This is a genomic window from Caldicellulosiruptoraceae bacterium PP1 (assembly GCA_041320695.1).
Lineage (GTDB): Bacteria > Bacillota > Thermoanaerobacteria > Caldicellulosiruptorales > Caldicellulosiruptoraceae > JBGGOQ01.
This window is the reverse complement of the sequence record JBGGOQ010000005.1, coordinates 20,793-46,112: the sequence shown is the minus strand read 5'-3', so window position 1 is coordinate 46,112 and position 25,320 is coordinate 20,793. Positions and strand designations below refer to the sequence as shown.

The window sequence follows — 25,320 nt, the reverse complement described above, 5'->3', positions numbered from 1 at the left end:
TAAATTATTTAATTTTATATAATCTTTATACCATATTTTTTTATTTCACTAACCAATGGGTTATCATCAACAAAGTCATTTGGTGTAAATGGATGTGGCTCAATTCGTAAATCAATATCTCTTCTAAATCTCATAAGCCTAAATGTATCTTCTATTATATCTCCAGTAAACTGTTCTGAAACAATTGCAATATCGATATCACTGTCCTCATTAAAAGTACCTTTTACATATGATCCAAAAAGATATGCATCTAATACAACAATGTTTTTTTCAAATTTTCAATATATTTTTTCAATATTGTTTCTAATTCTGGTCTAATAACTTTATTAGCCATTCTCTCTACCCCTTTTAATTTCACACCCTCACATCAACCGAGCCCATTTCAAAGTCGATATTTACAGTACCACCTTCAAAATAAATCACAGGTTTTGATTTGGGAATTACATCAACGTTATAGTCAATGCTTTCAAAAGCTTCTTCAACACATATATCTATTATGGGTTTACCGCCTTTTTCAATCTGGCTTAATCTATCGCCGTTTTGAGCAGTTTTTGCTGTAAAGTTTAAAACTGCATTATAGCCTCTTTGAGCCGAACTTTCGATTAAATATGCTGTTGAGCCTAAATTCCTTTCATTCCAACACTCATCTTGATTTATCTTAACCTTAAGCTGCTCGGTTTGAATTTTTACCTTTGGAAATTCGGTGTGTAATGACAAGATATTTAGCTGCATTTTTGAATCATCTCTTTACATTAATATTTCAAGAAGTCAAGTAATGTAGGTGGTAAAATCCTTGCACCAGTTTCAAGTGCAGATCTATATACATTTTCATCTTGTTTTAGTTTCATTATTGCCTCTGCTATATCAACATCTTCATTCTTTGATAAAAGATTGGTAAAGTTAACATTGTCATCTGAAAGCCTATTTTTTATAAGCTCCATTCTGTTTTGTAGTGCCCCTATATCCCCTCTTTGTGCAACAACATTATCAATATGTTTGTCAATATCTCCTAATTGGTTTGAAACTGCATTATAATCCCCATTATTAAGGTTAGTAATAAGGTTATCTAGTACTTTAAACAAATTCCCTTTATTTGGGTCAGTTTCATTTTTGAGATTAAATATATCATTAGCAGTTTTATTTATCTGAATAAAATTACCCTTCATTAGCTCAAACTCAATAACATTTTGCTTTGTAGAAAGATCTACTTGATATCCACCTGAAGAAGAATAATCTCCAGTATCTGAAAATGTCCCATCTGAGTTAATTGGTGCAGTAGAAGTTTTAAACCCAGAAAAAATATATCTTCCTGCATAGTTTGTATTTGCAACTTGAATAATGTGGTCTTTTATCTGACTTATTTCTTTAGCAATTTGAGATAAATCCTCTTTTGTTTTGGTTCCATTTGAACCACTAACTGCAAGTTCACGAACTCTTTGTAGTACATCTCCTATGTCCTGAAGTGCATTTTCGGTTGTATCAAGCCAAGAAGTTGCATCATCAACATTTTTGTCAAACTGTTCTATCTCAGCAATATCAGTTTTTAGCCTTAATGACCTTGCAGTAATAACTGGTTCATCAGAAGGATATCTTATTTTTTTACCTGTTGACATCTGATACTGCAAATCATCCATTCGAGCTAAGTTTTTATTTAGATTTAAAAGAAAATTATTTACCATCATATTATTTGTAATTCTCATTAATGTCTCACCTTACCTTCCTACAAGCCCTAATCTATTTACGAGTGTATCAATCATCTCATCAAAAACATTAATCATTCTTGCTGATGCTTGATATCCATGCTGATATTTAATTAAATTTGTCATCTCCTCATCAATTGATACACCAGATAGTGCCTGTCTTCTATTATCGAGCTGAGTTACCATAGCCTTTTGATTTTCTGAAAAGTTTTTTGCTCCTTGTGAATCAACACCTAAATTAGATATTAAAGACTTTACAAAATCCTCTATACTACCTTCATTAAAAAGTGTTGTATTCGATCTTATTTGTAGCATTTTATTCACAAGGTCATTTCCACCTGGAAGACTATTTACATCAGATGTTGTTGCAATGTTATTTAAGTCGTTCATTATATCATCAGAAACCTTTATGTTTTTAGCATAGAAAAATTCTGTATTTGAGGCATCTGGTTCAAAGAAATTTATATTTGTTTTTGTTCCATTCAAAGAATATCCTGTTTTATGAACAGCATTGAATTGTTCAATTATCTTTTTTGTAAACTCATTAAGTCTATTTAAATAGTATGGTATTCCTGTAAATGTATTTTCATTTGGAACATCTATTCCTGCAAGCGTATCTTCATTTAGTCCACCAACACCATCTCTAAGGTCCAAAAGCCCTTTTAACTCACCTGAATTTATAGCAACCTTTTGTCCCGTATCAGCCCATGTAACAACAAAAAGACCTGGCGTATCATATAGGTTTTGCTGGGATAGTGTATCATTTACATCAAACTGTGTTGGCTGGCCTGTAGAATCAAAACCACTATCCCTAGTAATCTTCGATTTATCAGTTTCAAGTTTATAATAAGTAAAGTGATTTACAAGTACTTGGTTTCCAATGAATACAGAAAACCTTCCTTCGCTATCCTCATAGGCCTTTGCATCAACAATCTTAGAAAGCTTATCTACAAGAAGATTTCTTTGGTCTCTTAAATCATTTGCCTTCTCACCACGAAGCTCTAGTGTGAATATTTGTTTATTTAAATCGGTAATTTGAGATGCTATACTATTAATGTCTAAAATTCTATCATAAACTTGAGAGTTTAGCTCCACTTGCAAATCCTCTAGCTGTTGATTTACTTTTTTAATTGTATCAGCTAAAGCTTGTGCTCTTTGTCTTACCAATGCACGTGTTGTCAAGCTTTCCGGTGACTTTGAAAGCTCTTGTAAGGCACTAAAAAATTGGTTTAAAACATTTGAAATTCCTGTATCAGAAGGCTCGTTGAAAATTGCCTCAATAAAGTTTAGGTTGTCTGCTTTTATAGAGTATTCACCTTCACGAGATGCTTCGTTTCTATACTGCATATCCAAAAACATATCTCTAATCTGGTCAAGGCTTTGGATATCAGCTCCAAAACCAGCTTGAAACTTAGGGTCAAAAAAAGAAACACTACTATATGCTGGAACTGATTTTGTATTTAAAACCTGTCTTGTATATCCCGGTGTTGAAGCATTAGCTACATTATGCCCTGTAACTTCTAAAGCCTTTCTATTTACAAATATACCTGATCGAGCAATCTCAAGTCCGTAAAATGGTGAGGACATATATTCTCATCCTTTCGTCATTTATAGCTTTATATCAAAAAGACTTCTGCTTTTATCAATGTTTTTACCACTTTTTTCATAGCTTGTTTCTAGCTGATTAGATGAAATTAGATTTACCATAAAATCTATATATTCAAGTGAACTTTTAATTAGTCCCTGATTTATTTCATTTACTTTTTTAAGTTTTAAAATAACATCTTCAATATCATTTTTTGCTTTCATTAGCCTTTCTTTAATATCACCATCAGAAAGCAATATTAAGTCATCAATATTAATGTTGTCTTTATCAATAATTTTTGAAATCTCATTCATATACTGATATCGGCTGTTTTCAATATCATTTAATCTTTTTACTTCAATATTCTCTTTATTATTAAGCTCAACTATATAAGCCACCTTATTCTCTACAATAAACTTTGTCTTTGCATTTTGAATTTCCAATATATTTTTCAGTATACCAATCTCATCCATTAATAAATTCAATACTTTGTTTAATAACTCATACATAAATTATATGGCTGCCATATATGTGCAGCCACTAACCTCCTTACTTTGAGTTCTTGTAGTCACTAATCAATTTTTCAATAATATCATTTGAAGAAACATTATATGTGTTAGATTCAATCTTTTTCTTTATTTCATCAACTTTATCCTGTCTTATATCAGGTGTATTTTTTATTGCATTTAAAATAGCCTGAAAATCTTTAGCCTCTTGAGAAATCTCAACCTTATCTGCTTTTTGAGAGACTATCTTTTTATCTACCTTTTCAACTTTTGAAGTCTTGTTGTAAATCTGAAATATCCTAAACTTATCCTCTATCCTCATATCCCTCATCCTCTTAAAACTTTCTCATAAGATATATCGGTGATAATGGAAGAAAATTTACTACTAGTTTTATTATTTCTTCTCATCTTTAAAATCACGTGTAAGATATTTATACCCTGATTCTTTTTTATCTTTAATTGGTTCATCTTTCTTTACAGGTTTATTATTATCAATATAGCTCAGAAATTTATTACCCACTTCATTTTTGCAATCCTCACATAATCTCCCTGTTTTTATTGATTTCCCACATCTTTCACATTCTAAAACAATATTACTCTCCCCAATAATCTCTAATCTTTCTTCCTTTAAGAATCTTAAAATTTTGTCGGGTGAAACACCAGTTGCTTTTGCTACTTCAGGCAAAGATGCTCCCGGGTGGTCATAAAGATAATCCTTTACCTTTTTAAAATCCTCTTCCTCTTCCTTCTGACATTGTGGACATATTGGGCTTCCGTTATATAGATAAACTCTCCCACATCTTTTGCAGTTTCTAACATTCATTTTTAAACCCCCTCGAATTATCTATACTTTGCAATAGCAATAACTGCTGCAAAAACTTTTTGGGCTCCATTTTCTTTAAGTATTCGGCTACATTCATTTAATGTAGCACCTGTTGTAAATATATCGTCAATAAGTAACACATTTTTATCCTTAATCAAATCAATATATCTTTTGTTTATTACAATTGAATTTCGTATTTCTTTTTCTCTTTGTTCTTTTTTTAGTTTATAGAATGGCTTTGTATCCTTTGTTCTAATTAATACATTAACGTATCTTGTTTTTAAAAGTTTTGATAGCTTCATTGCCAATAGCTCAGAATGGTTGTAGCCTCTTTTTAGAAATCTTTTTCTACTAATTGGAACAGGAACAATTATATCATATATAATATCGGATTTTTCAATTGCTTCCTTCATAAATTCAGAAAATTTTTCTGCACTTTGATAGAATCCATGATACTTAAATAATCTAATTCCTTTTTTTACTTTCTTGTCATAGTAAAAAACAGGTATTATTTTATCATAATATGTTTTTTTGTTGATGCAATATGAGCAATAGTTATATACTATATCACCTATCGGAACACCACATTTTAAGCACACTCTGCCTTCAATTTTTTTTATCTCTTTTTCACACTCAACACATGGAGTAGAACCTAATCTACCGCAAAAAATACATCTTGATGGGAAAATATATTCTAATAATTTATCAATCATTGATTTTTTAAAGAAAAAATTTATCTAAATATAATTAAAACATATTGATAAAAAAATTTCCATAAGCTCCTATACAAACTCTTCTTTAATTCTTTCAAGAGCCTTTTTTTCAATTCGTGAAACATGAACCTGTGATATTTTTAGCTCATCAGCAATCTGTGATTGAGTTTTGTTTTTAAAGTATCTCATAAATATTATGTAGCGTTCTCTGCCTTTGAGTTTTTTTAGCCCTTCTTTTAGTGCTAATATATCTAAAAGCTTATAAGAATAGTCTTCCTCTGATGCTATGTCCATAAGTGTAATTGGTTTTCCATCCTCTTGATTTATAACCTCATTTAGTGATGAAATATCATTTGAGGCATCTAAGCACACAACAATATCCTCATACGATATTCCAGTACTTTCAGAAATATCTGATATTGAAGGTTCTTTACCGTATCTTGCTATATACTCATCTCTAAACTTCTTTACCTTTGCACTATTTTCTTTTATTCTTCGTGAAACCTTTATTTTCCCGTCATCCCTCATAAATCGCTTAATTTCGCCAATTATCATTGGAACTGCATAGGTAGAAAATTTAACATTAAAGCTTGGATCAAATCTATCAACAGCTTTAATCAAGCCAACACAACCAATCTGAAAGATATCCTCTGTTTCATAACCCTTGGATGTAAATTTTTTTACAATGCTCCAAACAAGAGGAATATTTTGTTCAATTAGTTTTTCTCTTGCTTCTTGATCACCTAATTTTACCCTTTTTATCAATTCCTCTTGGGATAGAATCTCATTCAATTTCTACTCCCTCACCTTTTTTATTCTTTATTTTCTTAAGCATTTTTACAATGGTACCTTTCTGAACCTCTGATGTAACATCCAATTTATCCATAAATGTCTCCATAACCGTAAAGCCCATACCTGATCGTTCGTCATTAGGCTTTGTTGTAAAAAGAGGCTGCATAGCTAATTCTACATCTTCAATTCCTTTGCCAAAATCAATTATTTCAATTTCTACCACCCAGTTTTCATAAATTTTCCCTCTTATTATTATTTCACCAATTTTATCTTCATATGCATGAATTATTGCATTTGTTACTGCTTCTGACACTGCTGTTTTTATTTCTGTAAGCTCGTCTAACATAGGGTCAAGTTGTGATACAAAAGCAGCCACTACAACCCTTGCAAATGCTTCGTTTTGTGATTTTGAAGGGATTTTTAGTTCAAAAGAATTTAAAACCTTCATTACATACACACCTTTCAATAATATTTATCCTATTGCTTCTTCTATATTTGTATATTTCTTTATTAACTTCTCTATTCCACATGTGGAAAGCATTCTATTAATATATTTTGAACTACATACCAAAACAAGCTCCTTTGAAAAAGCCCTTGCAGTTTTGAACCTTCCGACCAAAAATCCAATACCTGAGCTATCCATAAATGTAAGCTCAGATATATCAATGACAACCTTTTTTACATCTGGACTTACAATTTTCATATCAAACCTAACTCTATATTTATCAGCATAGAATTGATCTAATTCACCTTTTAATTTAAGTATGAGGATATCTCGGTTTTGAATTGATTCAAATTCCATATGTTTCACCTCAAGTTAATAGTTTTATTTATCTTAATTCTATTTTTCCTCAAAAACTCCTTTATTATTTTTTGTATATTTTTGTCGTATTGTTAATATTTTCTTGTCAATATAAATAAAAAAACCCCAAACATAAAGTTTGGAGTTTATATTCATTATTGGAGCGGGTGATGGGAATCGAACCCACGCTGCCAGCTTGGAAGGCTGGTGTTCTACCATTGAACTACACCCGCAATTCATATTCTTTCAACGATTATTAATTATAACAGCATAATTTTATGTTGTCAATAAGTTTTTCAAAAATACAGCCTTGATATTTCTTGGCTCTGTTTAATTAGCTTAAAGCAGTATAAAAGCAAGAAAAATTCAAATGCCCCCACAATGTAAATAGCACCTTCAACATTTAGCATTAAAATAAAATCATAAAATCCATGAAGTATCATTGGATATATCAATGAAACCTGACGATAAAAATAAGCTTTAGAAGGTGGTGCAAATTTAGCAAATCCAAGATAATATCCCATAACAATGCCAAACATTGCATGAGCTGGCACAGACATTATGCCTCTTGTGATTATAACACTCATTGTATCTTGTGGTGATGTCTGAAATACTGATAATACATATCCGATATTCTCAATTCCAGCAAACCCAACTGCTGAAAAAACACAATAAACAATGCCATCAAATGGCTGATTAAAAAAAGGTGTATCATAAGCAAGCCTTAAAACAACAAACCTTTTAAAGTATTCCTCAGTAAGACCTGCTACAATAAATGCCTCAAAGAATGTAAAACTAAGTTGCGATCTTGCTGAAATTCTACCATAAACCATAAGGAATTGCTCTACAGGAACAACAACTGCACTAATCAATGCTCCAAAAACAAATACCTTAATAAGCAATCTAAAAGGCTCTTTTTCGTATCTATCCCTGAAATAGATAAAAAGTGCTATAAATATTGATGGAGCAACACTTAAAATAAGAAGTTTGTTTGGAATATTCATAACATTCCTCCATTCATTCGTATATAGTGAAATAAAAACAATTGTGCGTATCCAGCATATTCACCTAATGATTTAATAAATGTTTCTATATCATATTTACTTTTAAAACCATACAAATTATTTAATACCCTTTTTGTCCATACATCTAAAGGAAAAGAATTATATTTTTTAAGAGAATAAAGCAGGATGCAATCTGCAACCTTATCCCCTATTCCCTTTATTTTTTTGAGTTCTTTTTTTGCCTGTTCATATTCAACTTCTTCAAGCTCTTCAAGGATAATTTCCCCATCTAAAACCTTTTTTACTGCATCTATTACATATTCAGCTCTATAACCAAGTCCAATTGAAAGTAAATCTTCGAGTTTTACATCTTTTAAATCCTCTGGTTCTGGGAATGAATATAAAATGTTTTGATTAAAAATAATTTGTCTTCCATATCTTTCACATAATCTCTCAATAATGCCTTTAATTCTTTTTATGTTGTTATTTTGAGAAATTATAAAGGAAATCATGCATTCAAAAGGTTCTTGGTTTAAAAGCCTCATTCCATTATACTTTAAAACAGCCTTTTGTAGAATCTTATCTTTTCCTATTAATTCATCAATTATCTGGTTATAGTCCTTATCAAAGTCAAAATACCAATAAAAGTATTTTTTAAATTCATCTGGAGATACGTTATATATATCAACGCTTTGATCTTCATTTTTCGTAATCAATACTGCTTTGCTGTTAACAACACCTAAATATGTATCCTTATCAATAGCATTCCATCTAAAGCATTGTCCTGATTCAAAGGTTGATGCTAAATCAAAAGACTCCCCTGAGATTTTAATAAACTTGTTATACTCTTTTATTTGCAAAAAATTTCAGTCCTTTCGAATGAAAATTAGTTTTTTGGAAATTATTTAAAATATAAAAAAACAATGTTATATTAATATTATACATAAAAATAGATGCATATAAAATGAAAGGGTGAATAAACATGACTGAAAAAATCTATATGATCCCAGTTAATGATGCTTTTTCTGTTGTTTCAAATTGTCCATTTTGTGTTCTTGAAAAAGATTATGAAAATCAATGTATAGATATTGTTCTTGGTGAAAGCGTTATGGAGGTTGATGAAAGGCTTGAAACAAATAAAAAAGGGTTTTGCACTAAACATTTTTATATGCTTTTAAATCAAAAAAATAAGCTACCTTTTGCCTTAACACTTGAAACTCATTTAATGGAAGTAAATAAAAATATATTTTCAATTGCTTCAAAATATCTATCTTCTTTGGACAGCCAAAGAAAGTTAAATCCTATAAAGGCACTTATCTCGTCAACAAAAAGCAATGAGGATATAATTAATGATTTAAATAAATATTTAGATACGCTAAATAACTCCTGTGTTATTTGTGACAGGATTAATGAAAGGATGAATAGTTATTTTGACGTGTTCTTTTATATGTGGAAAAATGAAAAAGATTTTCAACAAAAGGTTTTAAATACAAAGGGGTTTTGCTTGCCTCATCTAAATCAAATTATTAAATTGTCAAAAAGTAGCTTAAGTTCAACTAAATTATCAGATTTTCTTTTAAAAATACTAAAGGTTCAAATGGATAATATGGAAAGTCTTTATAATAGTGTTCATGACTTTACACAACAATTTGATTACAGGAATGCAAACTCAGTAATTACTGAAGAAATAAGATCATCCTTATCAAATGCTGTAAATAAATTAGCTAAGTTTGATTGAGGTCTGTAATAAAAAGTGATGCAATCTTTAAATCCTCAGGTGTTGTAATCTTTATATTTGTTAAACTACCTTCAATAAAATAAGGTTTTATACCCAGAAGCTCAATATATCCTAAATCATCTGTAAGGTTTAAGTTAAAGTATTTTTCATGTGCATATTTTATTAGATTATACTCAAACACCTGTGGTGTTTGAATACTAACAAGTTTTTCTCTATCAATTGTGCTTGTGATATATCCTTGCTCTACCATTTTTATTGTATCTTTAACCTTTACACCAAGTGCTGCAGCTCTATGTTCTTTAGCTGCATTTATTACATTAATTAAGTCATTCATTTTAAGGCAAGGCCTTGCTGCATCATGTATTGCAACATAGCTGCATCTTTTGTCAATAAGCTTTAATCCTTCATATACTGTTTTTGATCTTTCTGATTTTCCAATTCCATACATAAATAGTTTGGAATACTTTGATAAAAGCTTTTCACCAATATCATCAAATCCTTCCGGAAGCATAACTAGAATATTATCTATAAGTGAGCATTCTTGAAATAGTCTAAGCGAATACTCAATAATCATCAAATCATTTATGTATAAAAATTGTTTGGGGGTAGAACCCCCAAACCTTTTGCCAACACCACCTGCTACAACCAAAGCTGTAATCATCAATTTCACCCTTTTTTAATCAATTTCAGGGAAATACATTCTCCAAGATGTATATCCACCAGACATATTGAAACATTCAAAGCCTTTTGATTTTAGAATAAGGCAAGCATGGTATGATCTAAACCCAACACCACAGTATGCAATTATTTTTTTACCCTTTGGAACTTCATCTATTCTCTTTCTTAGTTCATCAACTGGAATATTAATTGCACCCTCAATATGTCCAAATTCGTATTCTTCTGGTGTCCTTACATCTATTATAGCATATTCTTGATTTCCGATTAATTCTTTTACCTTATCAGGTAAAATATTGTTTACTTCTTTCCTTACAATGTTAGCAGCAGTCATACCTGCCATTATAATTGGGTCTTTTGCAGAACCAAATGGCGGTGCATAAACTAAATCAAGGTTTTCTAAATCAAACACCTTAAGTTTAGCATACATTGCTGTTGCAACAACATCAGCCCTTTTATCTACTCCTTCACGGCCTAAAACCTGAACACCTAAAATAGTTCCATCATCTGGATCAAATAGTAGCTTTATTGTAAGCGACTTTCCACCTGGATAGTATCCAGCATGATGAAGCGGATGAACTATTGTTGCGTTATATTTAATACCATATTGTTTGCAGTCATTTTCATTAAGTCCAACTTTTGCTATTGCAAAGTCAAATACCTTTATTATAGAAGAACCCAAAGCCCCAACAAACTCCATATTGCCACCTGCAGCATTTAAACCTGCAATTCTTCCTTCTTTATTAGCAGGTCCTGCTAATGGTATCCATGTATCTTTATTAAGTATAAGGCTTTTTATTTCAACTGAATCTCCAGCAGCATAAATATCTGGATCAGAAGTTTGCATAAACTTATTTACAACAATACCTCTATTTACTTCAAGCCCAGCATCTTTTGCTAATTCTGTATTTGGTATTACACCAGCAGTTTGAAATACAGCATCAGTTTCGATTACATCTCCATTTGATAAAACAACAGAAACAATTCTATCATCTTTATAATTTGCTGATACAACAGATAATCCAGTTTTTACTCTAACTCCTCTATTTTTCAATTCATGCTCAAGTAAGTTTGTTAGTTCTTTATCAAACTGAGGCAAAATAGAATCCTTAAGCTCAACCAATGTAACTTCAATTCCTGAAATACTTAATTGCTCAACTGTTTCCATACCAATGTACCCGGCACCAATAACAACAGCTTTTTTAAGATGGCCTTCTTTTATATATCCTTTTATTCTATCAACATCATTTATTGTAAAAACGGTAAATGAATTTGTTTTATCATTTAAAAATGGAAGTGTAAAAGGTCTTGCACCTGTTGCAAGTATCAATTTATCATAACTTTCTTCGTATGTCTTGCCTTCTTTGTGGTTTACAACAGTAATGGTTTTTCTGTCCCTATTAATTTTTACAACCTCATTTGATGTTCTAACATCAATATTATATCTTGTTCTTAACATATTTTCGCTTACAACAAGAAGATTATCTCTTCTTTGAATGGTACCCCCCACATAATATGGAAGTCCACAATTTGCAAATGATACATATTCTCCCTTTTCAAGAAGAATAATCTCTGCATCTTCATTTGTTCTTCTTGCCTTGGTAGCAGCCGAAGCACCAGCAGCTACGCCACCTACAATAACTATCTTCATGTTTTTCAAAACTCCTTTCAAAAATTTTAAGCCACATCTATTTTACCACTTAACCTACATCTTTTTCAATCAAATAATTAAAAATTGATGGGGTAGTTGCACAAGCTAATACAATAATCCATTCAATTCTTGTTAATCGATAGGTATTAAATATAATACCTAAAGATGGTATTAGTATAACCGCTAAAAATAAAGCAAGTGAAATTAATATAGCAAAGAATAAATAAATATTAGAAAAAATATTAATTTCAAATATCCCTCTCCTTTCTGATGTGCATTCAAAAGCATATATTAATTGAGATATAACAAGTGTTGCAAATGCACATGTTCTTGATAATTCAATGTTATTTGTATTTTTATATGGAAGATAAAATGATATTAATGTAGTAATCCCTATTAAAATTCCTCTTACTATAATTTTACCCATTAATCTATCTGCAAATATACTTTCATCTTTTTTTCTTGGTTTTTTTTCCATAAGGTCTTCATCTGGTCTACAAACTGATAGTGCTGCAGCAGGAAGTCCATCTGTTACAAGGTTTACCCATAATATTTGCATAGGTAAAAGAGGAAGAGGCAAAAAAAGCAATGACGCTAAAAACATAGTAAATACCTCACCAATATTGCATGCCAATAAGTATTTAATAAACTTCCTAATATTGTTATATATTATTCTTCCTTCTTCAACTGCCGATATTATTGTAGAATAATTATCATCTAATAAAACCATTGAGGCGACATTTTTTGTTACATCAGTGCCTGATAAACCCATCGATATTCCAATATCAGATTCTTTTATTGCAGGTGCATCATTTACCCCATCTCCCGTCATAGCAACAATATGGTTTTTCTTTTTAAGTGTTCTTACAATTTTTAATTTATGCTTTGGACTTACCCTCGCAAAAATATTAAATTTATCTATGTATTTATCATAATCTGCCTCATCATTCTCAAAAATATTTCCTTCTGCAACCTCTTCGAAACTATTTGCTATCCCTAAATCCTTTCCAATAGCATAAGCAGTAAGTTTATGATCGCCTGTTATCATAATTGTTTTTATCCCGGCTTTTTTTGCTCTTTCTATTGCTACCTTCACACCTCTTTTTGGTGGATCTATCATGCCAACAAGACCTAAGAATATTAAATCATCAATAACTTTAGAATTTTTCTTCATGCACAAGCAAAGAACCCTCATTGCATTATTACATAACATTGCATTCTTTTCTAATATTATCTTTTTTGAATATAAACTTAGCTCCTTAATTTCTCCATTGCTGTCCATATAAAAAGAGCACTTTTCCAGAAGATTTTCAAGTGCACCTTTTACAAAAAGGTAATATTCTGAGTTATGTTTACAATAAACAGCCATATATTTTTTATCAGAGTCAAAAGGAATTTCATCAATTCTCTCAAAATCACCTAATCTTTCGCTATATTTATATGAAAATACTAATAAAGCTATCTCAGTCGGATCTCCTTTTACAATATAATTTGTCTTATTCCCAAACTCTTTTTTAACCTCAAATGTAGCATTATTACAAAGCTTTGAGCAAAGAACAATATTATCTAAAAGCTCATTTTTAATAATCTTCCCATCCTGAAGTATTCTTCCCCTTACATCATAGCCGTTTCCTTCAACCTCAATCATTTTGGAAACTGTTTCTATTTTTTTTACTGTCATCTTGTTTTCAGTTAAAGTACCCGTTTTGTCAGTACATATTATATCTACACAACCTAATGTTTCAACAGATGACAGTTTTCTTATTAATGCATTCTTTTTGACCATCCTTTGGACACCTATTGCTAATGTAATAGTTACAACAGCAGGTAACCCTTCAGGAATTGCTGCAACCGATAAAGATATCCCAATCATAAACATCTCATATATATCCTGATGTCTTAAAATACCTAATATTACAATCAAAAAACAAACAGATAGGCATATTAAAGCAAGCCATTTACCAAATTGATTTAACCTTTGTTGAAGTGGTGTTTTCTCTTGTTCAATCTCACTTATCATTCTTGCTATGCTTCCCATCTTAGTAGAAAGACCTACTGATGTTACTTTAAATACTCCTTTACCTGAAACCACATAAGTACCCATATATACCTTATTGTCATCATAATTAGATTTCATAACTGGTACAGACTCACCTGTAAGTAATGATTCATCAACAGATAAAGATTTTGCCTGAAGAAGTTCCCCATCAGCAGGTATTCTATCTCCCTCTTCTACTATTACAATATCACCTATTGTAAGAAACTTGGTATCAATATCTACTACTTTTCCATTTCTAATTACTTTTGCTTTATATGAAATATAGCTTTGTAGTGACTCTATTGCCTTTTCTGCTCTAAATTCTTGGATAAAACCAAGAATGCCATTTATTATGATAATAATAAAAATTACTATTGCATCAAGCCATTCACCTAATAAAAATGAAATTGCTGTTGAAATTGCTAATATAATAATCAGGATATCTTTAAATTGGTCAAGAAGAATGTTATATACTTTCTTTTTATTATTTATGTTTATATCATTAAGACCAAATTTATCAATTCTTTTATTTGCTTCATCTTCACTTAATCCTTTATTCTTAACAATAATACTTTCCATGTTTATAACCTCCATGCATTTGCAGTTTTATAATGCTATATTAAATTTTATTAGTACTTTAGTAAAAATATTAATTATAAGGTTTATAGGAAAAATAAACGAAAAAATAGCAATAAATTTTAAAATACTGATATTTATTTTGGTAACTCATAGAAGTATAATAATTAATCGTAACTAAAAATATATGCTTTGGTAGGTGATTCTAATGAATAACTTTAAAAAACTCATTCCTTACGCCAAGCGGTACAAAAGCTTAATCATTTTAGGTTATTTTCTAATAATATGCTCAATTACATTAGCAATGATTAACCCTTATATCTCAAAAAACATAATTGATAAGGTAGTTATGGGAAAACATTATAACCTTCTTCTTAAGTTTCTATTAACCCTTCTTTCTATAAGTCTTGTTAGAGGTCTTATCAGATATTCCCAATCGTACATATTCGAAACTGTATCACAAAGACTAATATTTGATTTTAGAAATCAGCTTTACTCATTCCTTCAAAAACAATCATTTGAATTTTATGATAAAACAAGAACTGGTGAATTGATGGCAAGGCTAACAGGCGATTTAGAAGGTATTAGAATGTTTTTTGTGGCTGCACTTCCAATGCTTTTTGAAAACCTTTTTTATTTTGTCATAGCTCTTATTATTATGTTTACAATGAATGTTAAACTAACCTTAGCAATATTGCTTACTTCACCATTCATATTAGTTGGAGCTTATTTTTTTGATAAAACAATTAGACCAGAGTTCAGAAAAAATAGAGAGAAATATTCAAATCTAAATACAGCTACTCAGGAAAATATTACTGGAATTAGAGTAGTTAAGGCATACTCTCAGGAAGATTATGAGATTGAAAAATTCTCATCTGTGAATACAGAATATATGGAACAAAATATTAATATTGGACTTATATGGGGTAAATTCTTCCCTATTCTTGAAGCTGCAAGTTCAATAAGCACACTTGTTATATTTATTTATGGTGGTTATTTAGTAATAAATAACTCCATTTCCCTTGGTACACTTTTTGCATTCCAAGGTTATATATGGATGATCATGGGGCCATTAAGGTCAGTTGGTTGGGCTATTAATCTAATAGAAAGAGCAAACGCATCTTCAGAAAGGGTTTTTGGACTTTTATATACACCTATAAAGATTAATGACGGAAAATCTGACCATAAGGTTCAAAATGGGAGTGTTCAATTTAAAAATGTTTATTTTAAACACTATGGAAAGGATATTCTAAAGGATATAAATATTGATGTAAAACCTGGTATGAAGGTTGCTATAATGGGTGAAACAGGTTCTGGTAAAACATCTATAGTAAACTTAATTGCCAGATATTATGACTGCTATAAAGGACAAGTACTTGTTGATGGCGTAGATGTAAAAGAGTACAAACTGAAAAATCTTCGTGAAGCAGTTTCAATAGTTCCTCAAGAAACATTCTTATTTTCGGATACAATAGCAAATAATATAGCTTATGGTGTCCCCAATGCTAGCTTGGAAGAGATAATAGAGGCTGCAAAGATTGCTTGTGCACACGAGTTCATTGTAGAATTACCCGATGGTTATGATACTCTAGTTGGCGAACGTGGAATTGGCTTATCAGGTGGACAGAAACAAAGAATTGCAATAGCAAGAGCGTTGCTTAAAAAGTCAAAGATAATAATTCTTGATGATTCAACATCTGCTGTTGATATGGAAACAGAGTACATAATTCAAAAGTCTCTTGATCAATATTTTGTAAATTCCACTGTTTTTATTATTGCTCATAGAATTTCATCAGTTAAAAACTGCGATGTAATTTATTTTATTGAGGATGGACAAATTGTAGAACAAGGTAATCATGATGAATTATTAGCAAAAAAAGGTAGATATTATAACATATATATTGAACAATACAAAGAATTTAGTAAAAATAAAGAAGGTGATGAATAATGGCTACAAATGTAAGACAACGTATAGAAGAGGACGAGCCTATTACAAAGCCTTTTAATTGGACACAATTTATTAGATTATTATCTTATGTTAAGCCGTATAAAAAATACTTTTTTATTTCATTCATATTTATGATTTTAGCAACAATATATTCATTAGCAGGCCCTTATCTGATTAGATTAGTTATTGACGACGATATTGCAAAGAAAAATGTTAAAGGTTTATATTTAAAAGCATTAATATATATTACATTAACAATTATTTACGTCATTAGCTTGAGAATTAGGGCAAATTCTATGACAAGACTTGGAAATCATGTTGTATCTGATATTAGAATGGAACTGTTTAACCATTTACAAAAACTATCACTAAACTTTTTTGATTCAAGACCAGCTGGTAAAATAATGGTTAGAATTATGAATGATGTTGACTCGTTGAATGATTTACTTTCAAACAGTTTACTAAATGTTTTAATAGATTCTATAAATTTAATTTTTATCATTATTATCATGCTTTCAATTGATGTAAAGTTATCCTTTGTTGCATTTGGAGTTTTGCCGTTTTTGATGTTTTTTATAATACTTCTAAAAAATAGGATACGAACAAGATGGCAAGATGTTAGAAAAAAATCATCAACAATGAACGCATATATCCATGAAAGCATACAAGGTATGAAAATAACTCAAGCATTTACTCGTGAAGAGGAAAACTATAAAACATTTCTTGACTTAAATACTACATTTAAGAAAACATGGATTAAAGCTATAAAGGTAAACAACTTGTTTTGGCCAACAGTTGATTTTACAGGAACATTATCATCAGTTTTAATCTTTATGGTAGGTATTTGGATGATGAGAAAGGGCTACACAACATTAGGTACTATTGTCGCTTTCTCTAATTACATGGGAATGTTTTGGCAGCCAATTAACAATATCTCTAACTTTTATAATCAATTACTTGTCGCAATGGCATCAACCGAAAGAATTTTTGAGATATTAAATACAGAACCAGATGTAAAAGATCATCCAAATGCTGTTGATTTACCAACAGTAAAAGGTGAAATAAAATTTGAAAATGTTACTTTTTCATATGATGGAGAAAATCCTGTTTTAAAAAATGTTTCATTTACAATAAAACCAGGTGAAACAATAGCATTAGTAGGAGAAACTGGTGCTGGTAAGACAACAATTATTAATTTAATATCTAGATTTTACGAACCTCAAAGTGGAAGAATACTGATTGATGGATATGATATAAATAAGGTTACACTAAGGTCATTAAGAAAGCAAATGGGTATAATGCTTCAAGATACTTTTATTTTTTCTGGAACAATAAAAGATAATATTAGATATCCAAAGCCTTATGCTCATGATTCTGAAGTTTTTAATGCTGCAAAAGCTGTTCATGCACATGATTTTATAATTGATATGGAAAAAGGATATGATACAGAGGTAAATGAAAGAGGTTCAAGACTTTCAATAGGCCAAAGACAGCTAATTTCATTTGCAAGAGCACTACTTGCAAATCCAAGAATTTTAATACTTGATGAAGCAACCTCCTCTGTTGATACAAAAACTGAAATTCTAATCCAAAGGGCTATAGAAAGATTACTTAAAAATAGAACTTCAATTGTTATAGCACATAGATTATCAACAATAAGAAATGCTGATAGAATTTTTGTTATTGAGAATGGACAAATCATTGAAATGGGAAGCCATGACCAGCTAATGGATAAAAAAGGTTCATATTATGAATTATACATGTCACAGTATAAATTCCTTAAAGAATGAAAAGAGGCTGTCTTTTTAAGGCAGCCTCTTTTTAATTCATCTCAGATAAATTACTCTCTATTTCATTTCTCCATGTATTAAATGCAGGAATTATTTGATATTTATATATTTCAACAATCTTTTCATAATTATTTTGATTATATGCTGCTATTACGTCTGATAAATTATTCTTAAGTATTAATGCCTTTTCTAAAATATTATCATAGTTATTTACTAACCCTTCAGCAGCATTATTTATACTTGTAAAAGCTTCGACAAAATCATTTAAAAGATGTAATGAATCTTCATATCTAATCTCAACAAGTTGCTTATTAATAATATGTTTTAGTGCTTCATCCATAGTTGAAAGAAGCTCAAATATCTTTTCAACAACATCCTTTTGTTTTTCATTAAGCATTTATTTTTGTCCCTTTCTTAATAATTATATTTTTATATTATCATAACCAAATTATTTTGCAAAGCTTTACAAAATAAAATGGGCTAGAATTCTCTAGCCCATATAAAATATTATTACTTAAGTTCAACCTTTGCTCCAACTTCTTCAAGTTTCTTCTTGATTTGTTCTGCTTCATCTTTTGAAGCATTTTCTTTAACAGTCTTTGGAGCTCCATCAACTAAATCTTTAGCTTCTTTTAAGCCAAGACCTGTGATTTCTCTAACAACTTTGATAACCTTTATTTTGTCTGCACCTGCATCAGCTAATACAACATTGAATTCTGTCTTTTCTTCTGCTGCTGGTGCTGCTGCAGCTGCTGGTGCTGCTGCTACTGCAACTGGTGCTGCTGCTGTTACACCAAATTCTTCTTCTAATGCTTTTACCATTTCTGATAATTCTAAAACTGTTAATGTTTTAATCTCTTCAATTAATTTTAAAACTTTTTCACTTGCCATCTTATTTTAACCTCCTATATAAAATTATATTTTTGTTTATATTAAGCACTCTGCTTTTTAGATATAGCATCGAGTGCATAAACAAGCTTTCTTATTGTACCAGATAGTACTCCAACTAAACCACTTATTGGTGCGTTTAAGCCACCAAGCATTTTTGCAACAAGTTCTTCTCTTGAAGGAAGTTTTGCAATAGCTTCTACATCAGCCGCTGATATAACCTTTCCTTCAATGAAGCCACCTCTTATTTCTAATTTTTCGAGTCCTTTAGCACTTTCAACAACCAGCTTTGCTGTTTTTACTGGATCATCATAGCTCATTGCTATTGCTATTGGTCCCTCGAAAAATTGCTCAAGATCTGAGAGATTTGCTTCTCTTGCAGCGAATGTGAATAATGTTTTCTTTACAACCTTGTATTCAATACCTGCTTCTCTAAGCTTTTTTCTAAATAAAGTGTCTTGTTCAACAGTTAATCCTCTGTTGCAAACAATTACACCACTAATTGCTCTTGAAAGTTTATCTTTGTATTCATTCAAAAGCTGTTCTTTTACTTCTCTGTTCTTTGGCAATTTATTCACCTCCTAAAATTAATAAAGCCTCTTTAAGATTACCTTAAAGAGGCTGTAATGACATAGTATAAGAATAAGTTAAACTTATCTATCTATGATTACAACCTCGGTAGGTAAACATTAAGCAAAGTTTTTCTTTGCACCTACTGTCTTTGGTTGTAGTAAGCTTATTTATAATGGTTTTACTGGGTTTACTTTAATTCCAGGTCCCATTGTTGTAGCTAAAGTAATGCTCTTTATATATTGTCCTTTAGCTGCTGCAGGTTTTGCTTTGATAACTGCTTCAACAAGGGTTCTGTAGTTTTCAACCAATTTTTCCTTCCCAAATGAAACCTTTCCAAGTGGGCAGTGAATAATTGCTGTTTTATCAAGTCTAAACTCAACTCTACCAGCTTTTGCTTCTTTAATAGCTTTTGCAACATCCATTGTAACAGTACCTGATTTTGGGTTTGGCATTAAACCTTTTGGACCAAGTACTTTACCAAGTCTTCCAACTAACCCCATCATATCTGGTGTAGCAATACATACGTTGAAATCAACCCAACCTTCGTTTTGAATCTTTGCAACTAATTCTTCTGCTCCTACATAATCTGCTCCAGCTTCTTCAGCTTCTTTTGCTTTTTCACCTTTTGCAAAAACTAAAACCTTAACAGATTTACCAGTTCCGTTTGGTAATACAACTGTCCCTCTTACTTGTTGGTCAGCATGTCTTGGATCAACACCAAGTCTAATATGAACTTCAAGTGTCTCGTCAAATTTTGCTTTTGCAGTTTTTAAAGCTGTTTCAATTGCTTCTTCGCATTCATAAAGTTTTGATTTGTCAATTACTTTCAATGCTTCTTGATATTTTTTCCCTCTAAACATTATTTATCCTCCCTTTCGTGGTATTATCGGTCTTTGCCTCCCACTTTAAAAGAAAGCAAACCAAATTAGTCTTCAACAACAATGCCCATACTTCTTGCTGTTCCTTCTATTGTTCTCATAGCAGCTTCTATTGATCCTGCTGTTAAATCAGCCATCTTTTGTTCAGCAATTTTTCTTATTACATCTCTCTTTAGTGTAGCAACCTTTTGTTTATTTGGCTTTGGCGAGCCACTTTCAATACCAGCTGCTTTCTTTAGTAATACAGAAGCTGGTGGTGTCTTTGTAATAAAAGTAAATGATCTATCAGAATAAACTGTTAAAACAACTGGTATAATCATTCCAGCTTCCTTTGCTGTTCTTTCGTTAAACTCTTTACAAAACTGCATTATGTTAACACCATGTTGACCAAGTGCAGGCCCAACTGGTGGTGCTGGTGTTGCTTTACCTGCAGGAATTTGTAATTTTACTTGTGTAACAACTTTTTTTGCCATGTTATTTCACCTCCAAAACTTAGTACTTTTCTACTTGATTAAAATCTAATTCAACCGGGGTCTCACGCCCAAATAAGTTTAGTACAACTTTAACCTTGTTTTTTTCCTTATTTATTTCCATAACAGAACCATAGAAATCTGAAAATGGTCCTGATATAACCTTTACACTATCACCTACATCATAGTCTAAAACATGAATAACTTGATCCTTAATACCCATTGTTTCAATTTCTTCTTCGGTTAAAGGTGTTGGTTTTGAGTCGGGACCAACAAAACCTGTCACACCACTTACATTACGAATAATATACCAGATCTCATTATCCATAATAGCCTTAATCAATACGTATGACGGAAATTTCTTCTTTTCCTTTTTAACTTGTTTACCATTTTTGACCTCAAAAACAATCTCTGTTGGTATTTGAATATCAACAATTCGTTCATTTAAATTACGATTTTCAATAATCTTTTCAAGATTAGCTTTTACTTTATTTTCATACCCTGAATAAGTATGAACAACATACCACTTTGCTCTTTTATCACTCATGTTGAAGGGCTAAAAAGCCTGCCCCTCCTTTATCCAATATTTAATATTAATTTAAATAAGACCCAATTATATATTTGGTCAATCAAAAGTATAAATATAGCAAAGAAAGCCATAACAGCAAGAACAACAATTGTGTGTTGGTATACTTGTTTTTTTGATGGCCAGATTACCTTTTTCATTTCAGCCTTTACATCTCTGAAAAACTTACTAGTTCTTGCCCACCATTCCTTAAATGTTATCTTTGGTTTTTTTGGAACTGAGGATTTTGCAGCTTCTTTCTTTGTATTATTATTTCCATCTTTATTTTTCAAAAAACCCATAACACACACATCCTCTTTATTCTATTATTTTGTTTCTTTATGATTTGTATGTTTGCCACAAAATCTGCAATATTTCTTTAGCTCCATTCTATCCGGGTCGTTCTTCTTATTCTTTTCTGTTGTGTAGTTTCTATTCTTGCATTCTGTGCATTCTAAATGGATTGTTAATCTTGCCCCTTTTACTGCCATTTTTTTCACCTCCGGAATCTTAGAAAGCATAATTTCTCTATGTTATCATCAATATATTTTGTTCAGCAACTTGACTAAAAAAATACAAAAAAAAATAAGCTCTATTTAGTTGCCATTATAATTTATCATAAACAAAGAAAATTGTCAACAATAAATAAAATGGAGCCCACGAGGGGAATCGAACCCCCGACCTACGCCTTACCAAGGCGTTACTCTGCCGACTGAGCTACATGGGCATGTCTACAAAAAGAAAGGGCAAATTTGCCCTTATTTTGCTTTGTGGAGCGGGTGATGGGAATCGAACCCACGCTGCCAGCTTGGGAAGCTGGTGTTCTACCATTGAACTACACCCGCTTTCATAGCAAGATATATTTTAATATCATTTTTTCAAAAAGTAAAGTATTTTTTTATGCCTGTTCTTTTGATTCAAGATATTGATTAAGCTCATCAACTAATTTTTGGGCATCTATACCATGAAGAGCACAAGCCTCTTCTATACTTTCGCCTTGAGATGATGGACATCCTAAACAATGAAGACCGTTATTTAAAAATATAGGAATAGTGCCTCTATCAATTCTAAGAACATCAGCAATTATCATATCAGTTGTAACTTTAGCCATTTTAAAACCTCCTAACACGAAAAAATAAAATAAATATGAATATATTTTACCACAAAATTTCTTTTTTTAATATATTATTTAATCTCTTTTATTAAAATATTGATTAGCTGCCTTTAGGTCTGACTCTTTATCAACATCCTGACCTATTTCAGGATATGTAGAAATGATTGCCTTAGCTTTTATTTTAAAAACCTTCGAAACCCTTTTTTCAACTCTCTTTATTGATAATTTTTTTGTTAAAAACAATAAAAGTATTGTAGGGCCTATAATTCTAGCCATTGCAATTGGATTTTTTCTTTTCTCAACCAATTTTTCAGCCACTTCATAACATTTGTCAAATATAGCTGGATTTACAAGAACAACATTTCCTCCTGTAAAAGTCCCTTCTTTGACAGTTCCATAGGTTCTTTTCATTTCAGGATATTTAGTGTCATTGACTTTTTTCTCTACTATTGGATAACATATATCAGCACCACTTTGCATTGATTGTTCAATAAATTTATCAACTGCTTCAGATGTAATGAAAGGAATATCACATGTCAAAAACATTACTTTTAAGTTCTCATTTAAGTATTCAATAGCCTTTTTTGCATTCTTCATTATTGATAAATCCTGATCAATAAACTCTACTTTTGTATATTTTTCATTTGGTAAGAGCTCTGATGTAAGTAGTTCTTTAGGACCTATAACAACAACTCTATTTATATATCTTGCCTGTGTCACAGCATCAAGAACGTATTCAATCATATATCTATCATTTAACCTTATTAATGCTTTGTATTCATATTCTGTACCTGCTTTTGACAAATCAGAACCTGCTAAAATAACAGCATTCACCATAGCAATTTCCACCTATCCTCTTTTTTTTAGGCTATTTATAAGTTCTCTCTCTTGGTTCTTTATATGTCTTTCAGCAATCAATTCAGCCTCTTTACAATTACCCGAAATAATAGCTGAGACTATTTCTTGATGCTCTTTTAAAATATCCTCGCTTTTTAGAAAAATCTCTTTTAGATATATAATTCTAAATCTCATTATTTGTTCACGTAAGTTATTTATAATTTGCTGAAGCTTTTCATTTTTTGAACCAGCATATATAACATCATGTAACCTTATATCATCATTAATTAATCCTTCTATATTTCCTACTTTAAAGTTTTTTTCAAATGAATGTAATATCTCAATCATTTGTTCTTTTTCATTTTTGCTCATTCTCTGAGCTGCTAAAGATGCAGCTAATTTATCGAGAACAGCTCTAAGTTCTAAAACATCCATAATCTCTTTTTCAGAGATGCCTGCAACATAAGCTCCCTTCCTTGGAAGCATTATAACCAAACCTTCTAATTCTAATTTTCTAATTGCTTCTCTTATAGGGGTTCGCGAAACTCCTAATAAATCAGCAAGTTTTATTTCCATAAGTCTCTCTCCAGGTTTTAAATCACCTGAAACAATCATATCTCTTAATTTTTCAAAAACAATATCTCTTAATGGTTTATAGTTATCTATTATAAAAAATTGTGAATCATTTTTTTCATTCATAATATTCAACCCCATTAGTAGTTGTTGTCAATATAGTTTCTTTAATAAATACCTTTAGTCTTTCTGATGTAGTTATTGCATCGTATTTATTGTTGAAAATACCAAAGACCGCAGGCCCGCTCCCTGTCATTAAAACGCCTAATGCATTGTTATTTCTCATTATATCTTTTACTTTATTTATAATAGGATGTTGATTTATAGTGACTGTTTCTAACACATTGCATAGATTCTTTGCAATTAATCTAATATTCCCATCATTTATTGCATTTAACATAGCTTCTGTATCAGGTCTTTTCTTTATTTTAGAAAGATCTAATGCTTCATATACTGCTTGAGTAGAAACATAGACCTCTGGTTTTGCAATAAGTATGTTCATTTGAGGACATGAAGGAAGTACGCTCACTTTTTCGCCAATACCCTCGCATAAAGCTGTTCCTCTAACTAAGCAGAATGGAACATCAGCACCAATTTCTTGACCTATCTTCATAAGTTCTTCAATACTAAGATTTAAATCAAACATCTTATTTAAACCTTTTAATACTGCTGCTGCATCTGTACTTCCACCGGCTAACCCGGCAGAAATTGGTATGTTTTTTTGAATATGTATCTTTACACCTTTTTTTATGTTAAAGCGTTCCTTTAAGGTTGATGCAGCAATATATGCATGGTTTTTATTATCGGTTGGAATGCTATCATTTGATGTTGTTACAACAATCTCATCTGTATCTGTTTCTTCAATGTCGATTATATCATATAAATCTACTGTCTGCATGATTGTTTTTATTTCATGATAATTATCCTCTCGTTTTGTTAAAACATCAAGGGTAAGATTTATTTTTGCGTATGCTTTTAGCTTCAATTCATTCCACACCTTTCATGATGTTTTGTCTTATAGTTAATCAATTGTGTATAAAATAAGCTAATTTATATTCTATCATTTTTAGAACAATTTTAT

General features: G+C 30.8%; 31 protein-coding genes, 3 tRNA genes and 1 other annotated feature. Of the genes, 3 read left to right on the top strand and 31 right to left on the bottom strand.

From position 1 onward, the window contains the following. Positions 1-14 precede the first annotated feature (14 nt). The 14 genes from ACAG39_08205 to ACAG39_08140 form a co-directional block, all read right to left on the bottom strand. On the bottom strand, positions 15-263 hold the full coding sequence (locus ACAG39_08205; protein ID MEZ0537221.1) for a nucleotidyltransferase domain-containing protein: 249 nt from the start codon (positions 261-263) through the stop codon (positions 15-17). A 91-nt stretch (positions 264-354) separates the two neighbouring features. Continuing rightward, the gene (locus ACAG39_08200; GenBank protein ID MEZ0537220.1) at positions 355-732 is read right to left on the bottom strand and encodes a DUF6470 family protein; all 378 of its coding nucleotides are present in this window, start codon (positions 730-732) and stop codon (positions 355-357) included. 20 nt (positions 733-752) lie between these two features. Continuing rightward, the gene (flgL, locus tag ACAG39_08195) at positions 753-1,700 is read right to left on the bottom strand and encodes a flagellar hook-associated protein FlgL (GenBank protein MEZ0537219.1); all 948 of its coding nucleotides are present in this window, start codon (positions 1,698-1,700) and stop codon (positions 753-755) included. 12 nt (positions 1,701-1,712) lie between these two features. After that, the gene (gene flgK / locus ACAG39_08190) at positions 1,713-3,287 is read right to left on the bottom strand and encodes a flagellar hook-associated protein FlgK (protein ID MEZ0537218.1); all 1,575 of its coding nucleotides are present in this window, start codon (positions 3,285-3,287) and stop codon (positions 1,713-1,715) included. Positions 3,288-3,308: 21 nt separating this feature from the next. Next, positions 3,309-3,794 carry a flagellar protein FlgN gene (locus tag ACAG39_08185; protein MEZ0537217.1) on the bottom strand — a complete coding sequence of 162 codons (486 nt, stop codon included), beginning with the start codon at positions 3,792-3,794 and terminating at the stop codon, positions 3,309-3,311. A gap of 40 nt (positions 3,795-3,834) precedes the next feature. After that, entirely contained in the window at positions 3,835-4,113 is a 279-nt protein-coding gene (flgM, locus tag ACAG39_08180; protein ID MEZ0537216.1) for a flagellar biosynthesis anti-sigma factor FlgM, read from the bottom strand. 72 nt (positions 4,114-4,185) lie between these two features. After that, complete coding sequence (locus tag ACAG39_08175; GenBank protein MEZ0537215.1) at positions 4,186-4,614, bottom strand: TIGR03826 family flagellar region protein; 429 nt, start codon at positions 4,612-4,614, stop codon at positions 4,186-4,188. Between the two features lie 17 nt (positions 4,615-4,631). Beyond that, positions 4,632-5,327: a ComF family protein gene (locus tag ACAG39_08170; GenBank protein ID MEZ0537214.1), complete on the bottom strand. Its 696-nt coding sequence runs from the start codon at positions 5,325-5,327 to the stop codon at positions 4,632-4,634. Between the two features lie 69 nt (positions 5,328-5,396). Beyond that, on the bottom strand, positions 5,397-6,119 hold the full coding sequence (locus ACAG39_08165) for a SigF/SigG family RNA polymerase sporulation sigma factor (protein ID MEZ0537213.1): 723 nt from the start codon (positions 6,117-6,119) through the stop codon (positions 5,397-5,399). Beyond that, positions 6,112-6,567 (bottom strand): anti-sigma F factor, encoded by a 456-nt coding sequence (spoIIAB, locus tag ACAG39_08160; GenBank protein ID MEZ0537212.1) that lies wholly within the window; start codon positions 6,565-6,567, stop codon positions 6,112-6,114. The genes ACAG39_08165 and spoIIAB overlap by 8 nt, the downstream gene beginning before the upstream one ends. Before the next feature lie 24 nt (positions 6,568-6,591). Then, positions 6,592-6,921 carry an anti-sigma factor antagonist gene (locus ACAG39_08155; protein ID MEZ0537211.1) on the bottom strand — a complete coding sequence of 110 codons (330 nt, stop codon included), beginning with the start codon at positions 6,919-6,921 and terminating at the stop codon, positions 6,592-6,594. A 159-nt stretch (positions 6,922-7,080) separates the two neighbouring features. Continuing rightward, positions 7,081-7,154 (bottom strand) — tRNA-Gly (locus ACAG39_08150). A gap of 63 nt (positions 7,155-7,217) precedes the next feature. Beyond that, a complete protein-coding gene (locus ACAG39_08145; GenBank protein MEZ0537210.1) occupies positions 7,218-7,925 on the bottom strand; it encodes a PrsW family intramembrane metalloprotease in 708 nt (235 codons plus the stop codon). Beyond that, the gene (locus ACAG39_08140) at positions 7,922-8,785 is read right to left on the bottom strand and encodes a DNA-3-methyladenine glycosylase (protein MEZ0537209.1); all 864 of its coding nucleotides are present in this window, start codon (positions 8,783-8,785) and stop codon (positions 7,922-7,924) included. Before ACAG39_08140 ends, ACAG39_08145 begins: the two co-directional genes overlap by 4 nt. Positions 8,786-8,907: 122 nt before the next feature. On the opposite strand from ACAG39_08140, the gene ACAG39_08135 reads away from it, so the two are divergent. Next, positions 8,908-9,663: a DUF6062 family protein gene (locus ACAG39_08135; protein MEZ0537208.1), complete on the top strand. Its 756-nt coding sequence runs from the start codon at positions 8,908-8,910 to the stop codon at positions 9,661-9,663. On the opposite strand, the gene ispD is transcribed toward ACAG39_08135, so the two are convergent. Genes ispD through ACAG39_08120 form a run of 3 tightly spaced genes read right to left on the bottom strand, consistent with a single transcriptional unit; the run spans position 9,650 to position 14,606 of the window. Then, entirely contained in the window at positions 9,650-10,324 is a 675-nt protein-coding gene (ispD, locus tag ACAG39_08130) for a 2-C-methyl-D-erythritol 4-phosphate cytidylyltransferase (protein ID MEZ0537207.1), read from the bottom strand. The genes ACAG39_08135 and ispD overlap by 14 nt on opposite strands. Before the next feature lie 15 nt (positions 10,325-10,339). Then, entirely contained in the window at positions 10,340-11,989 is a 1,650-nt protein-coding gene (locus ACAG39_08125; GenBank protein ID MEZ0537206.1) for an FAD-dependent oxidoreductase, read from the bottom strand. Between the two features lie 49 nt (positions 11,990-12,038). Then, positions 12,039-14,606: a cation-translocating P-type ATPase gene (locus tag ACAG39_08120; GenBank protein ID MEZ0537205.1), complete on the bottom strand. Its 2,568-nt coding sequence runs from the start codon at positions 14,604-14,606 to the stop codon at positions 12,039-12,041. A gap of 205 nt (positions 14,607-14,811) precedes the next feature. Between ACAG39_08120 and ACAG39_08115 the strand changes: the two genes are divergently transcribed. Continuing rightward, the gene (locus ACAG39_08115) at positions 14,812-16,551 is read left to right on the top strand and encodes an ABC transporter ATP-binding protein (GenBank protein MEZ0537204.1); all 1,740 of its coding nucleotides are present in this window, start codon (positions 14,812-14,814) and stop codon (positions 16,549-16,551) included. Continuing rightward, positions 16,551-18,341, top strand: coding sequence for an ABC transporter ATP-binding protein (locus tag ACAG39_08110; protein MEZ0537203.1), 1,791 nt, complete (start codon positions 16,551-16,553; stop codon positions 18,339-18,341). The genes ACAG39_08115 and ACAG39_08110 overlap by 1 nt, the downstream gene beginning before the upstream one ends. A gap of 31 nt (positions 18,342-18,372) precedes the next feature. Here the strand turns inward: ACAG39_08110 and ACAG39_08105 are convergent, their stop codons facing one another. The 14 genes from ACAG39_08105 to ispE form a co-directional block, all read right to left on the bottom strand. Continuing rightward, the gene (locus tag ACAG39_08105) at positions 18,373-18,738 is read right to left on the bottom strand and encodes a hypothetical protein (GenBank protein ID MEZ0537202.1); all 366 of its coding nucleotides are present in this window, start codon (positions 18,736-18,738) and stop codon (positions 18,373-18,375) included. Between the two features lie 113 nt (positions 18,739-18,851). Next, a complete protein-coding gene (gene rplL, locus ACAG39_08100) occupies positions 18,852-19,232 on the bottom strand; it encodes a 50S ribosomal protein L7/L12 (protein ID MEZ0537201.1) in 381 nt (126 codons plus the stop codon). Positions 19,233-19,273: 41 nt separating this feature from the next. Then, positions 19,274-19,798, bottom strand: a complete 525-nt coding sequence (gene rplJ, locus ACAG39_08095) for a 50S ribosomal protein L10 (protein MEZ0537200.1) — start codon at positions 19,796-19,798, stop codon at positions 19,274-19,276. Positions 19,799-19,809: 11 nt separating this feature from the next. After that, positions 19,810-19,972 (bottom strand) — a sequence feature (ribosomal protein L10 leader region). Next, positions 19,970-20,662 (bottom strand): 50S ribosomal protein L1, encoded by a 693-nt coding sequence (gene rplA, locus ACAG39_08090; protein ID MEZ0537199.1) that lies wholly within the window; start codon positions 20,660-20,662, stop codon positions 19,970-19,972. It overlaps the preceding feature by 3 nt. Positions 20,663-20,727: 65 nt before the next feature. Then, positions 20,728-21,153, bottom strand: a complete 426-nt coding sequence (rplK, locus tag ACAG39_08085) for a 50S ribosomal protein L11 (GenBank protein MEZ0537198.1) — start codon at positions 21,151-21,153, stop codon at positions 20,728-20,730. A 19-nt stretch (positions 21,154-21,172) separates the two neighbouring features. After that, positions 21,173-21,697 (bottom strand): transcription termination/antitermination protein NusG, encoded by a 525-nt coding sequence (gene nusG, locus ACAG39_08080; protein ID MEZ0537197.1) that lies wholly within the window; start codon positions 21,695-21,697, stop codon positions 21,173-21,175. 29 nt (positions 21,698-21,726) lie between these two features. Then, on the bottom strand, positions 21,727-22,017 hold the full coding sequence (secE, locus tag ACAG39_08075) for a preprotein translocase subunit SecE (GenBank protein MEZ0537196.1): 291 nt from the start codon (positions 22,015-22,017) through the stop codon (positions 21,727-21,729). A 24-nt stretch (positions 22,018-22,041) separates the two neighbouring features. Beyond that, on the bottom strand, positions 22,042-22,206 hold the full coding sequence (gene rpmG / locus ACAG39_08070) for a 50S ribosomal protein L33 (GenBank protein ID MEZ0537195.1): 165 nt from the start codon (positions 22,204-22,206) through the stop codon (positions 22,042-22,044). Between the two features lie 160 nt (positions 22,207-22,366). Then, positions 22,367-22,442 (bottom strand) — tRNA-Thr (locus ACAG39_08065). 44 nt (positions 22,443-22,486) lie between these two features. Then, positions 22,487-22,560: transfer RNA gene (locus ACAG39_08060), tRNA-Gly, on the bottom strand. A gap of 53 nt (positions 22,561-22,613) precedes the next feature. Then, on the bottom strand, positions 22,614-22,826 hold the full coding sequence (locus ACAG39_08055) for a DUF1858 domain-containing protein (protein ID MEZ0537194.1): 213 nt from the start codon (positions 22,824-22,826) through the stop codon (positions 22,614-22,616). A 78-nt stretch (positions 22,827-22,904) separates the two neighbouring features. Next, entirely contained in the window at positions 22,905-23,666 is a 762-nt protein-coding gene (locus tag ACAG39_08050) for a nucleotidyltransferase family protein (protein MEZ0537193.1), read from the bottom strand. Between the two features lie 12 nt (positions 23,667-23,678). Further along, positions 23,679-24,365: a GntR family transcriptional regulator gene (locus ACAG39_08045; GenBank protein MEZ0537192.1), complete on the bottom strand. Its 687-nt coding sequence runs from the start codon at positions 24,363-24,365 to the stop codon at positions 23,679-23,681. After that, positions 24,358-25,224: a 4-(cytidine 5'-diphospho)-2-C-methyl-D-erythritol kinase gene (gene ispE, locus ACAG39_08040; GenBank protein ID MEZ0537191.1), complete on the bottom strand. Its 867-nt coding sequence runs from the start codon at positions 25,222-25,224 to the stop codon at positions 24,358-24,360. The genes ACAG39_08045 and ispE overlap by 8 nt, the downstream gene beginning before the upstream one ends. Positions 25,225-25,320: the final 96 nt, after the last annotated feature.